Origin of the sequence: Flavobacterium sp. (genome assembly GCF_035456085.1) — a bacterium.
Taxonomy (GTDB): domain Bacteria; phylum Bacteroidota; class Bacteroidia; order Flavobacteriales; family Flavobacteriaceae; genus Flavobacterium.
The window spans coordinates 1-14505 of record NZ_DATIDY010000027.1 but is presented as its reverse complement, the minus strand read 5'-3'; the positions used below and the strand labels follow the sequence as shown (position 1 = coordinate 14505).

General features: G+C 34.7%; 8 protein-coding genes. 1 reads left to right on the top strand and 7 read right to left on the bottom strand.

Going from position 1 to position 14505, the window contains the following annotated elements:
* Positions 1-39: 39 nt before the first annotated feature.
* From VLC96_RS02330 to VLC96_RS02315, 4 genes are all read right to left on the bottom strand, one after another.
* Positions 40-2301 (bottom strand): aconitate hydratase, encoded by a 2262-nt coding sequence (locus tag VLC96_RS02330; RefSeq protein WP_325260441.1) that lies wholly within the window; start codon positions 2299-2301, stop codon positions 40-42.
* 131 nt (positions 2302-2432) lie between these two features.
* Complete coding sequence (locus VLC96_RS02325) at positions 2433-5204, bottom strand: bifunctional aconitate hydratase 2/2-methylisocitrate dehydratase (RefSeq protein ID WP_325260440.1); 2772 nt, start codon at positions 5202-5204, stop codon at positions 2433-2435.
* A 329-nt stretch (positions 5205-5533) separates the two neighbouring features.
* Positions 5534-6487 carry an AAA family ATPase gene (locus tag VLC96_RS02320; RefSeq protein ID WP_325260439.1) on the bottom strand — a complete coding sequence of 318 codons (954 nt, stop codon included), beginning with the start codon at positions 6485-6487 and terminating at the stop codon, positions 5534-5536.
* Between the two features lie 76 nt (positions 6488-6563).
* Entirely contained in the window at positions 6564-7997 is a 1434-nt protein-coding gene (locus tag VLC96_RS02315; protein WP_325260438.1) for a peptidylprolyl isomerase, read from the bottom strand.
* A gap of 434 nt (positions 7998-8431) precedes the next feature.
* Between VLC96_RS02315 and VLC96_RS02310 the strand changes: the two genes are divergently transcribed.
* Positions 8432-10021 carry a peptide chain release factor 3 gene (locus VLC96_RS02310; RefSeq protein ID WP_325260437.1) on the top strand — a complete coding sequence of 530 codons (1590 nt, stop codon included), beginning with the start codon at positions 8432-8434 and terminating at the stop codon, positions 10019-10021.
* Positions 10022-10097: 76 nt separating this feature from the next.
* On the opposite strand, the gene VLC96_RS02305 is transcribed toward VLC96_RS02310, so the two are convergent.
* The 3 genes from VLC96_RS02305 to rpoC all read right to left on the bottom strand — a co-directional run.
* Positions 10098-10352 (bottom strand): hypothetical protein, encoded by a 255-nt coding sequence (locus tag VLC96_RS02305; protein WP_325260436.1) that lies wholly within the window; start codon positions 10350-10352, stop codon positions 10098-10100.
* Positions 10353-10661: 309 nt separating this feature from the next.
* Positions 10662-10973, bottom strand: a complete 312-nt coding sequence (locus VLC96_RS02300) for a DUF3467 domain-containing protein (protein WP_325260435.1) — start codon at positions 10971-10973, stop codon at positions 10662-10664.
* Between the two features lie 64 nt (positions 10974-11037).
* Positions 11038-14505 (bottom strand): DNA-directed RNA polymerase subunit beta' (gene rpoC / locus VLC96_RS02295; protein ID WP_325260434.1); only part of this gene is annotated, 3468 nt, incomplete at its 5' end.

Below are 14505 nucleotides of genomic sequence, written 5' to 3'. Positions count from 1 at the left end.
AAGTTACCTTGAGAGTTTTGATTTATAATTGGTAAATTATTATGCATTAGCTGCAATCAAATTTAATGCTGAACCTGCTTTGTACCAACCAATTTGACTTTCATTATAGCTGTGATTTGCTAAGACTATATCTTTGCTTCCATCAGCGTGAACAAATTCTAATGTCAAAGGTTTTCCAGGTGCAAAATCAACCAAATCTATGAAGTTGATGGTATCATCTTCCTGGATTTTGTCATAATCAGCTTCGTTTGCAAATGTCAACCCTAACAAACCTTGTTTTTTAAGGTTGGTTTCGTGAATACGGGCAAATGATTTTACCAAAACTGCTTTTACACCTAAGAAACGTGGCTCCATTGCAGCGTGTTCACGAGAGGAACCTTCGCCGTAGTTGTGATCTCCAACAACAACCGACGGAATACCAGCCGCTTTATAAGCACGTGCCACAGCAGGGACTCCATCATAAGCACCTGTCAATTGGTTCTTAACGGAATTTGTTTTTTGGTTAAAAGCATTAACCGCACCAATCAACATATTATTTGAAATATTATCTAAATGTCCACGGAAACGCAACCACGGTCCAGCCATAGAAATATGGTCTGTTGTACATTTTCCAAAAGCTTTGATTAGTAATTTAGCGCCTGTAATATTTTGTCCATCCCAAGCATCAAACGGAGCTAATAATTGCAAACGATCTGAAGTTGGGTTTACATTTACCTGAACATTTGATCCGTCTTCTGCTGGCGCCTGGAATCCTGCATCTTCAACATCAAAACCTCTTTTGGGCAATTCATCACCAAAAGGAGCAATTAATTTCACTGGTTCTCCATTATCATTTAACAAAGTATCAGTCAAAGGATTAAAATCTAGTCTTCCTGATATTGCCAAAGCAGCCACCATTTCTGGCGAAGTTACAAAAGCATGTGTATTTGGATTTCCATCTGCTCTTTTTGAGAAATTACGGTTGAAGGAATGTACGATGGTATTTTTCTCTTCTTTATTCGCTCCCTCTCTATCCCATTGTCCGATACATGGTCCGCAAGCATTGGTAAATACTTTGGTTCCCATTTTTTCAAAAGCAGCAATCATACCATCTCTTTCGATAGTGTAACGAATTTGCTCCGAACCTGGGTTAATTCCAAATTCAGCTTTTGGAGTAATTCCGTGTTCAACAGCTTGGTTTACGATTGACACCGCACGAGCCATATCTTCATAAGACGAATTTGTACAAGAACCAATTAATCCCCACTCAACCTTTATTGGCCATCCATTAGCAGCAGCTTCCTCTTTCATTTTAGAAACAGGAGTTCCGCGGTCTGGAGTAAATGGACCATTGATATGTGGTTCTAACTCAGATAAATTTATTTCAATAAGTTGATCAAAATATTGTTCCGGATTAGCATAAACTTCAGGATCTGCAGTTAAGTAAGAAGCTACTTTATCAGCAGCATCAACTACATCCTGACGATCTGTAGCTGTTAAATATCTACGCATAGAATCATCGTAACCAAATGTAGAAGTGGTTGCGCCAATTTCGGCACCCATGTTACAAATAGTTCCTTTTCCTGTACAAGACATTGAAGTAGCACCTTCACCAAAATATTCAACGACAGCTCCTGTTCCACCTTTTACAGTAAGAATATCAGCCACTTTTAAAATAACATCTTTAGGAGCAGTCCAACCTGATAATTTCCCAGTCAATTTCACTCCAATTAATTTAGGGAATTTTAATTCCCAAGACATTCCAGACATTACATCTACTGCATCTGCACCACCAACACCGATTGCCAACATTCCTAATCCGCCTGCATTTACCGTATGCGAGTCGGTTCCAATCATCATTCCTCCAGGGAAAGCATAATTTTCTAAAACAATTTGGTGGATAATTCCTGAACCTGGTTTCCAAAAACCAATTCCATATTTATTTGAAACTGACGATAAGAAATCAAAAACTTCTTTTGACTGTGTATTTGCCACTTGTAAATCTGTTGAAGCACCAACTTTTGCCTGAATTAAGTGGTCACAATGAACTGTCGTTGGAACCGCCACTTTTGACTTACCGGCATGCATAAATTGCAATAATGCCATTTGGGCTGTTGCATCTTGACAAGCAACTCTGTCTGGTGCAAAATCAACATAATCAACTCCCCGAGAAAAAGCCTTAGAAGCTGTTCCATCCCAAAGGTGACTATATAAAATTTTCTCTGTTAAAGTAAGTGGACGGCCAACTATCTTTCGTGCTGCATCAACACGAGTTGCCATGTTGTCATACACTTTTTTAATCATTTCAATATCAAAAGCCATAAGATCTAATAATTGTTATGTTAGTTTATTTTTTAAAAACTCCAAGTTACGAAAAATAGAGTAGCTATAAAAGAAAAAGCCCGAGTTTATAAAAACTCAGGCTTTAGGATTATGATTAACTAATCTATTGATTATTTCACTAATAATTTGTGAGAAGGTGCAAACTTAGTCAGGTTAATTCCTTTAACTGCAGCTATATACTCTTCAATAGAAGGTGTTCTTCCCAAGATTGTAGACAATACTACAACTGGTGTAGACGAAAGTAAAGATTCTCCTTTTTTACCTTCTGCATCTTCAACAACTCTTCCTTGGAAAAGACGTGTAGAAGTTGCCATTACAGTATCTCCTTTTGCAGCTTTTTCTTGGTTACCCATACAAAGGTTACATCCGGGACGCTCTAAATACAACATGTTTTCATATTCAGTACGGGCAACACCTTTAGGAGCATTATCGTTGAATTCGAAACCAGAGTATTTTTGTAATACTTCCCAGTCGCCTTCAGCTTTAAGTTCGTCAACAATATTATAAGTCGGTGGCGCTACTACAAGCGGAGCTTTAAACTCTACTTTACCTTGTTGCTCTTCAATATTCTTAAGCATTTGAGCAAGAATTTTCATATCTCCTTTATGAACCATACAAGAACCAATAAATCCTAAATCTACTTTTTTCACTCCTCCGTAAAAAGATAGAGGTCTGATAGTATCGTGAGTGTATCTTTTAGAAACATCGGCATTATTTACATCTGGATCGGCAATCATTGGCTCAGCAATTTGATCAAGATCAACAACAACTTCAGCATAGTACTTAGCATTTGCATCTGGAGTTAAAGCTGGTTTAGTTCCAGAAATAATTTCTGCAATTCTCTTATCCGCTTTATCAATTAACCCTTGAAGAACCTGATTAGCATTATCCATTCCTTTGTCGATCATGATCTGGATTCTACCTTTTGCAATTTCCAATGATTCAATCAAAGTATCGTCTTCAGAAATACAGATAGAAGCTTTTGCTTTCATCTCTGCAGTCCAGTCAGTAAATGTAAAAGCCTGATCAGCGGTAAGCGTTCCTAAATGAACCTCAATAATTCTTCCTTGGAATACGTTTTCTCCACCAAATTTCTGAAGCATTTGTGCCTGAGTAGCGTGAACCACATCACGGAAATCCATGTAGCCTTTCATATCACCTTTGAAAGTAACTTTTACTGATTCTGGGATTGGCATAGAAGCTTCTCCAGTTGCCAATGCAAGAGCTACTGTTCCAGAGTCGGCACCAAAAGCAACACCTTTTGACATTCTAGTATGAGAGTCACCACCGATGATGATAGCCCACTCGTCAATAGTAATGTCATTTAATACTTTGTGGATAACATCTGTCATTGAGTGATAAACGCCTTTCGGGTCACGAGCCGTGATCAATCCGAAATCGTTCATAAATTTCATTAACTTAGGAATATTTGCCTGAGCTTTTTTATCCCAAACCGAAGCAGTATGACAACCTGATTGGTAAGCACCATCAACAATTGGCGAAATTACCGTAGCAGCCATAGACTCTAATTCCTGAGCAGTCATCAAACCTGTAGTGTCTTGCGAACCAACAATGTTAACTTGAACACGAACATCAGACCCAGCATGCAATACTTTGCCCGGAGTGTTACCAACGGCATTTTTATTAAAGATTTTTTCAACAGCTGTAAGACCTTGTCCTTCGTGTGAAATTTCTTTTGATGGAGCATAAACAGTTGGAGCAGTAACTCCTAAAGTTTTTGCTGCGAATGTTTGTAATTTTTTACCAAAAACTATAGCGTATGAACCACCAGCTTTGATGAATTCCATTTTTTGAGGAGTAAATGCTTTAGAAATATCTATAAGCTCTTGGTCTCCTTTATAAAGTTTTTTCTCTTTAATATTTATAGTAAGGACCGTTCCGGTCGCAACTGAATAAGCTTCTTCCAAAATTGGTTCTCCCGCTTCATTACGGATTGGGTTACCATTTTCATCAAGCTTTTTAACCCAGTTTTTAAGATCCAAACCAATACCTCCAGTAACATCAACAGTTGTTAAGAAAATTGGAGAAATACCGTTTGTTCCACCAACAATTGGAGCAATATTTACAAATGGAATATATGGACTTGCTTTTTTTCCTGTCCAAAGTGCCACATTGTTAACACCAGACATTCTTGAAGAACCTACCCCCATTGTACCTTTTTCAGCAATCAACATAACGCTTTTGTCAGGATGTTGTGCTTGCAATGCTTTGATTTCTGCTTGCGCCTCAGGAGTAATCATACATTTCCCGTGCAATTCACGATCAGATCTTGAGTGTGCTTGGTTACCTGGAGAAAGCAAATCGGTAGAAATATCACCTTCGCCAGCAATAAAGGTAACTACCTTAATTTCGTCTGCTACTTCTGGTAGTTTTGTAAAAAACTCTCCCTGCACATAACTTTCCAGAATATCTTTAACAATTTCATTACCATTTTTATAAGCCTCTACTAAACGATTAGTATCTGCTTCGTAAAGGTAAACTTGAGTTTTTAAAACTTTTGCCGCTTCTTTTGCAATAGCAACATCATTTCCTAAAGCCAAATCAAGCAATACCTTTATAGAAGGACCACCTTTCATGTGTGATAACAACTCAAAAGCAAAAACTGGAGTAATCTCTTTTACTATAGATTCTCCTAGAATAATCTCTTTTAAAAACTTCGCTTTTTCACCTGCAGCACTTGTAGTTCCTGGTAAAGTGTTATAAATAAAAAATTTAAGTGAGTCTTCGCGATAAACATTATCAACATCTTTTATTTGTTCGATAATTACGCTTAACAATTCAGCAGTATCGATTGGCTTAGGATGAAGTCCCTGCGCTTTTCTTTCTTCGATTTCCTTAAGATAATCGTTATAAATATTCATAATAGAGGTCTTTTTTTAAAGGCAGATTTCCTTGATCAGGTCAAAACCAAATGCCATAATAAGTTAGTGTTTTTTTTGTGCTGCAAACATAATAATTAAAGATGAGAATTTAAAAAAATTTAATAGAAGGACCATTTTCAAAAATTATTATTGCAAAATAAAAGATTTCACTGCTTTAAAATAATAAAAATACATATTTCGTTATCAAAATTTGAAAATTTCGCAATGTAGATTTTAGTTTTAACAAAAAGAAAAATTATTGTTAAAACTAAAAGTGCTACATTCTTATTAGATTGTAGCACTTTTCATTAAATTATTATTTTTTTCTATTAAACTAGCTTTCCTATTATGATTTCTTCAGTTATACCTTCGGCATCAGCCTTATAATTTTTTATAATTCGGTGACGTAAAATACCCACAGCAACAGCTTTGACATCTTCTATATCTGGGGAAAATTTGCCATGAAAAGCAGCATGTGCTTTGGCTGCTAAAATTAAGTTCTGAGAAGCTCTCGGCCCTGCACCCCAATCCAAATAATTCTTCACAAATTCATTTGAAAGGGCATTGTCAGGACGCGTTTTGCTTACTAAAGTTACCGCATATTCAACTACATTATCAGCAACTGGAATGCGGCGGATTAAGTGTTGAAAATCTATAATTTCCTGACCATTAAACAACGGATTTACTATCACCTTAGAATCTGTCGTAGTTTGTTTTACTACTTGTACCTCTTCTGCAAAAGAAGGATATTCCAATTTTATAGCAAACATAAAACGGTCTAATTGTGCTTCCGGCAAAGGATAAGTCCCCTCCTGTTCAATTGGATTCTGAGTTGCTAAAACAAAATAGGGTAAACTCAATTTATGGTTAGCTCCAGCAATAGTAACGGAACGTTCTTGCATAGCCTCCAATAAAGCCGCTTGTGTTTTTGGCGGAGTCCTATTAATCTCATCAGCCAAAATAATATTTGAAAATATTGGTCCTTTTATAAATTTAAACTGCCTATTCTCATCTAATATTTCACTCCCCAATATATCGGAAGGCATCAAATCTGGTGTGAATTGTATTCTTTTAAAATCAAGTCCTAGCGCTTGTGCAAGAGTATTCACCAATAAAGTCTTGGCAAGACCAGGAACTCCAACTAAGAGAGCATGACCACCAGAAAAAATACAAAGCAAAATCTGATCGACAACAGCTTCCTGACCTACAATAATTTTGGATATCTCTTTTTTTAATTCATTTCGCTTTTGAACTAAATTTTGAATCGCTGTTACATCCGACATTTCTATGTTTATTTTATTAAAAAAGAGTTAGTATTATGGAAACATAAAACTAACTCTTTTATTTATTTATTGAAAATTATTTTTTAACCCAATTATTTGTAAATGGACAATCTTTATATTCATCAACAATTTTAATATAAGTATCCTTTATTTTTGCATCAAACCATTTAGCAATAGCTTTAATTTGTTTTTCTTTCAAAGCTAAATCTTTAATTTTAATATAATCTTTAGCATAATCAGCAGTATGAGAATCAATTCTATTAGTAACTGTCATGATTTTATAATACTTCTTCCCTTGGGCATCTTCAAGAAATGGCATGGAAATTTCATTGTCTTTCAAATTAGAAACCTGGTTATAGATTGAAGGATCCATATTCGTTAATTCAAAACGAGTGTCTTGAGTCTTAGAATTCACTAAAGCACCACCATTAGCTCTGGTTTCCTTTTCATCAGACATGGTTCTTGCTGCTTCTGCAAAAGTAATTTCCTTGTCTAAGATTTTTTTTCTAATTAAAGTAATTTTCTCTTTTGCCTCTTTTAATGATTCTTGAGAAACTACAGGAGAAATCAATATGTGCCTTAGTTCAATTTCCTGACCTTTAATTTTTTCTACATAAATAATATGATATCCATATATCGTTTCGAAAGGTTCGGAAATCTCACCTTCTGCCAAACTAAAAGCGACATCTTTAAACTCTTTTACAAAAGGTGTTTTACGTGTCATTTTATAATAGCCTCCATTTTTACTAGAGCCAGGATCTTCAGAGTACAAAACTGCTTTAGTTGCAAAACTCGCTCCTTCCATGCATTCTTTTCTAAAACTGTTGAGTTTATCAATGACTTTTTGTTTATCGGCATCGGTAACTTTTGGTTTAACAACAATTTGAGCTACTTCTAATTCGGCACCAAAAACAGGCAAATCAGCAGTTGGTATTTTTTTGAAAAATTCACGGACTTCCTCAGGCGTAATTTCAACTTTTCCAACAATTTTATCTGTCATTTCCTTTGTAAGCTTTTGCTCTTTCAATACATCAAAGAAATATGTTCTGAACTCTTCTTCTGAATCTTTTTGGTAATATTTCACTAATTTATCCATAGAACCTATTTGTTCTAACATATAATTTAGCCTTTCATCCATCATCCCTTTTACTTCAGCATCACTCACAATGATACTATCCTGAACAGCTTGATGTGCATACAATTTTTGTTCTAGCAAAGTTCCTAAAACCTGACATCTGGTAATATCTTTTGTAGATCCACCCTGACTAGTAATTTCCAAATAACCTTTATCAATATCTGAGTCCAAAATAATATAATCCCCAACAGTCGCAACTATTCCATCAATCTTAAGTCTTTTACCACTGTTAGGCACATCAGCTTTAGCAACTGTAGCTACGCTGTCTTTTATAATTTCTTGCGCATTTACAAAAGTTAAGACTGAAAACAAAAGAAAAAAAGTCAACACAACTTTATTGGTTATGGATTTCATTTGTATATTTTTTAAAGGCATTTTTTATATTTTATATTAATGTTAAATTTTAAAAATTAGTTTTAAAAAGCGAATTACTATAATCCAACACTTGAAAACCAAGCAAACAATTCATTTCACTTTTCAATAATTAAATCGTAATATTTCAGCAAAATCCTTACAATTATCTAAAGTTAAACCGAACAAAAATAACAATTCGGCTCCATTAAACAAGTTTCCTTAATAGTATTAACAAAAAATTATTAAGTTCCATTTTACACTAGGAATTATAGAATGAAATTTTAAAAAAAGCAAGCATACTAAAAGGCAAATATACTGTTAGTTTATCATTATTCACTATTCGGATCAAATAAGGTTTATTCCAAATTTCAACGTCAATTCCATATATATTATAATCATATATTTTTTAAATCGCATTTATAAATAGTACTTTTGCAGACAATTGATAAATAAATATGAGCTTTTTAAAAGAAATAGAAAGAAGACGCACTTTTGGGATTATCTCACATCCCGATGCTGGAAAAACCACACTTACAGAGAAATTACTACTTTTTGGAGGAGCAATCCAAGAGGCTGGTGCTGTAAAAAGTAATAAAATAAAAAAAGGAGCTACGAGTGACTTTATGGAAATTGAACGTCAGAGAGGGATCTCTGTATCAACTTCTGTATTAGCTTTTAATTATAAAGACAGAAAGATAAATATTCTCGATACACCTGGTCACAAGGATTTCGCCGAAGATACTTTCAGAACTTTAACAGCTGTTGATAGCGTAATTGTAGTTATTGACGTTGCGAAAGGAGTAGAAGAACAAACTGAAAAATTAGTTGCAGTTTGTAGAATGCGAAAAATCCCTATCATCGTTTTTATCAATAAATTAGACCGAGAGGGAAAAGATGCTTTTGACTTAATGGATGAAGTGGAGCAAAAACTGGGTTTAACTGTTACACCTCTAAGTTTCCCTATCGGAATGGGATATGATTTTCAGGGAATTTATAATCTTTGGGAACAAAACATCAATTTATTTAGCGGTGACAGTCGAAAAAACATTGAAGAAACAATCGCTTTTTCTGATGTACAAAACCCGGAATTAGAAAAAATTGTCGGTCAAAAACCTGCTAATCGTTTACGCGAAGAATTAGAATTGATAGATGAAGTATATCCAAAATTTGATCGCCAAGAGTATTTAGATGGTAAAATTCAGCCAGTTTTTTTCGGATCTGCTTTAAATAATTTTGGAGTCCGAGAATTATTAGATTGCTTTGTTAGCATTGCACCATCACCAAGACCTAAAGACTCCGAAACAAGATTGGTTGATCCAAAAGAAGAAAAAATGTCAGGATTTGTGTTTAAAATCCATGCCAATATGGATCCGAAACATAGAGATAGATTAGCTTTTATAAAAATCGTTTCAGGAACTTTCGAAAGAAACAAACCTTATTATCATGTTCGTCAAAAAAAGAACTTGAAATTTTCAAGTCCGAATGCTTTTTTTGCTGAGAAAAAAGAAATTGTTGATATTTCCTACCCTGGCGATATTGTTGGATTGCATGACACAGGGAATTTCAAAATTGGAGATACATTAACAGAAGGCGAAATAATGAGTTTCAAAGGAATTCCAAGTTTCTCTCCAGAACATTTTAGATACATTAATAATGCTGATCCAATGAAAGCAAAACAGCTTGACAAAGGAGTTGACCAATTAATGGATGAAGGTGTAGCACAACTATTCACTCTAGAAATGAATAACAGAAAAGTAATTGGAACAGTTGGTGCATTACAATACGAAGTTATTCAATACCGTCTGGAACATGAATATGGTGCAAAATGTACTTATGAAAATTTCCCTGTACACAAAGCTTGTTGGGTAAAACCAGATGATGCGAAGAATGAAGAATTTAAAGAATTTCAAAGAATTAAACAAAAGTTTTTAGCAAAAGACAAATACAATCAGCTTGTTTTCCTTGCTGATTCAGACTTTACAATTCAAATGACTCAAAGTAAATATCCAAGTGTAAAATTATTTTTCACTTCTGAATTTGATTAATTATTATATATAAAAAAAACGCCAATTTGAATTGGCGTTTTTATATATACAAATTAAATTCAACCTTAAATACTCGCTAACAAGATTTAATATTTAGTGCTTTCTTCAAAAGCGTTTTTACTAATAAATGATTTGGTTCTCTACCAGAAGTCATAAAACTTTTTTTAGAATACATTCCGTCCATCGAAAAAGTCCTACCAATATCTTCTTTTGTTCCCATAAACCAAAGTATAAAATTGACGTTCGAGTCAACAGAAGTTGATACTTCTTTTATTGGATTCTCTATTACAATACTTGGATTCATTAAAACTTCATCCGTGAGAACTTTCAAATTACTTTTTTGAGCAAATGATGAAAAGGAGGAAATAAAAAAAACAAGCAAAAACATAACAAAGTAAAATCCTTTATTACTGCTAGTTTTTATTAATTTAAAATTTTTGTTCATCTTTAATTTCACTTATATGATTTGGATCATATGCTGCGCGCGAAAATAAATGAATCGTTAGCCTAGAAAAAAAATAGTCGTTAAAATACACGAATAGCCGTTTAAATGCATAAAGCGACAGAATTGATGCAACGACTATTTTTTAAAATAGATTAAAAAAAAAAAGACCTCATTTCTGAGGTCTTTAATTTATAATTATGCTTGTCCAGTAGGACCAAAATTTAAAGGAATTGGAGCTTGTTCGCCCTCTTTTATTTCACCATGGGCTAATTCAAAACGATGAACATTTTCACCTATTGCTTTGAGTAATCTTTTGGCATGTTGTGGAGTCAAAACAATTCTTGATTTCACTTTTGCTTTAGGAACACCAGGCATAATACAAACAAAATCTAATACAAATTCAGATGAAGAATGATTAATTATAGCCAAATTGGAATAAATTCCTTCAGCTATTTTTTCATCTAATTCAATATTAATCTGTTCTTGTTGTTGGTTAGAATTGCTCATAAAATTTAGAATTTTTCAATACTCTCTCCCTACTTTTGGCAGAGAGAGAACATTGAGGAAAGAATTAATAAATATACTCTTCTTTATTTGCCATCATATCATTATAGTCTTCTCTAGAACCTACAATCGCATTATCATATTCTCTCATACCTGTACCAGCAGGGATTCTATGACCAACAATTACATTTTCTTTCAATCCTTCTAACAAATCAACTTTACCTGCAACAGCAGCTTCGTTTAATACTTTTGTTGTTTCTTGGAAAGAAGCAGCAGAAATAAATGATTTAGTTTGAAGAGAAGCTCTTGTAATACCTTGTAAAACTGGAGTTGCTGTAGCTGTGATTACATCACGAGCAACAACAAGATTCTTATCTGTACGTTTCAATAATGAGTTTTCATCACGCAACTGACGTGGAGTAATGATTTGACCCGCTTTTAAAACACTTGAATCCCCAGCATCTTCAACCACTTTCATTCCGTATAATTTATCGTTTTCAACGATGAAATCTTTAGTATGAATCAATTGATCTTCTAAGAATAAAGTATCTCCTGGATCTTCAACTCTAACTTTACGCATCATTTGACGTATTACTACCTCAAAGTGTTTATCGTTGATTTTTACCCCTTGAAGACGGTACACCTCTTGAATTTCATTTACCAAATATTGTTGAACAGCAGCTGGTCCTTGAATTCTCAAAATATCATCTGGAGTAATAGCACCATCTGACAATGGAACCCCAGCTCTAACGAAGTCATTTTCTTGAACTAAAATCTGGCTTGATAATTTAACCAAGTACTTTCTAACGTCACCAAATTTAGATTCGATAATGATTTCGCGGTTACCTCTTTTAATTTTACCAAAAGTAACAACACCGTCAATCTCAGAAACTACAGCTGGGTTTGAAGGATTACGAGCCTCTAACAACTCTGTAATTCTAGGTAAACCTCCTGTGATATCCCCAGATTTAGATGAACGACGAGGGATTTTAACCAAAACTTTACCAGCTTTAATTTTCTCACCGTTTTCAACCATCAAGTGTGCCCCTACTGGTAAGTTATAAGAACGTATCAACTCTCCTTCTTTACCATAAACCAATAAAGTAGGAATTAATTTTTTATTTCTTGATTCAGAAATTACTTTTTCTTGGAATCCGGTTTGCTCATCAATCTCAACCATGAACGATTGTCCTTGCTCTAAATCTTCATAAGCAATTTTACCTGTAAACTCAGAAACAATAACCCCGTTATATGGATCCCATTTACAAATAACAGTTCCTTTTGCTACAGAATCACCATCATTAACAAAGATGCTGGAACCATAAGGAATATTATGAGTACTTAAAAGAATTCCTGTTTTCTCATCAATTAATTTCAATTCTGTAGAACGAGACACAACGATATCAACTTTGTTTCCTTCGCTATCCTCTCCAACTACCGTTTTCAAATCTTCGATTTCCAGTTTTCCTCCAAATCTTGCAACAATGCTTGATTCTTCAGAAACACCACCGGCAACCCCTCCAACGTGGAACGTACGAAGTGTCAACTGTGTACCTGGCTCCCCAATAGATTGAGCAGCAATTACTCCAACTGCCTCTCCTTTTTGAGTCATTTTACCAGTTGCCAGGTTTCTACCGTAACATTTAGCACAAATACCTTTTGTAGCTTCACATGTTAATGGAGAACGAACCTCTATTTTTTCAAGTGGAGAAGCTTCTATTGCTTTCACATATGCTTCGGTAATTTGTTCACCTGCAGCAATGATAACTTCATTTGTCAAAGGATTGATAACATCTTGCAACGCCACACGTCCTAATATTCTTTCTCCTAAAGTTTCCACAACTTCTTCGTTCTTTTTCAATGCTGAAACTTCAACACCTCTTAAAGTACCACAATCCACTGTATTCACAATTACATCCTGAGAAACGTCATGTAATCTTCTCGTTAAGTAACCCGCATCCGCCGTTTTCAAAGCGGTATCCGCAAGACCTTTACGAGCACCGTGAGTAGAGATAAAGTACTCAAGGATAGAAAGACCTTCCTTAAAGTTAGAAAGAATCGGGTTTTCAATAATTTCACCACCACCAGCAGTCGATTTTTTAGGCTTAGCCATCAAACCACGCATACCAGTTAACTGACGAATCTGTTCTTTAGAACCCCTCGCCCCAGAGTCAAGCATCATATACACAGAGTTGAAACCTTGTTGATCTTCTCTAATGTTTTTCATTGCTGCTTCTGTAAGCTGTGCATTTGTTGAAGTCCATACGTCAATAACTTGGTTGTAACGTTCGTTATTGGTAATAAGACCCATGTTATAGTTAGCAGAAATACCTTCAACTTGTTCTCTGGCATCTGCAATTAATTTTGTTTTTTGATCTGGAATTCTAATATCACCAAGAGAGAATGACAATCCTCCTTTGAAAGCGAATTTATACCCCATATCTTTCATATTATCCAAGAAAGCAGCAGTTGTAGGAACATTGGTCACACTTAAAATGTGTCCAATAATATCTCTCAAGTTTTTCTTAGTCAATACATCATTGATATAACCAGCAGCTTCCGGAACTACTTCGTTAAACAATACACGACCTGCTGTTGTTTGAATAATTTTGTATACTAATTCTCCTTCTTCATTAAAATCTTTTGCTCTGATTTTCACACGGGCATTCAATTCTAATCTTCCTTCGTTCAAAGCAATATTTACTTCTTCCGCAGAATAGAAAGTCAAATCCTGACCTAAAATTTTATGAGTTTCTGTTGACAAACGTTCTTTGGTCATATAATAAAGACCCAAAACCATGTCTTGAGAAGGTACAGTAATAGGAGCTCCATTCGCAGGATTCAGGATATTATGAGAAGCCAGCATTAATAATTGTGCTTCCAAAATAGCTTCTGGTCCTAACGGCAAGTGAACTGCCATCTGATCCCCATCAAAATCCGCGTTAAACGCCGTACAAACTAAAGGGTGTAACTGAATTGCTTTTCCTTCAATCAATTTTGGCTGGAAAGCTTGAATACCTAATCTGTGCAAAGTAGGAGCACGGTTTAGTAATACTGGGTGTCCTTTGATTACATTTTCAAGAATATCCCAAACTACAGGCTCTTTTTTGTCGATTATTTTTTTAGCAGATTTAACTGTTTTTACAATTCCTCTTTCAATCAATTTACGGATTACGAAAGGTTTGTACAACTCAGATGCCATGTCTTTTGGCAATCCACATTCGAACAATTTCAATTCAGGACCAACAACAATTACCGAACGAGCAGAATAATCCACACGTTTTCCAAGTAAGTTTTGACGGAAACGTCCTTGCTTACCTTTTAAGGAATCCGATAATGATTTTAATGGTCTGTTAGATTCTGTTTTAACTGCAGAAGCTTTACGTGTGTTATCGAAAAGTGAATCTACTGATTCCTGTAACATACGTTTCTCGTTTCTCAAGATAACTTCAGGAGCTTTGATCTCCATCAATCTTTTCAAACGGTTGTTACGGATGATTACACGACGGTATAAATCATTCAAATCTGAAGTTGC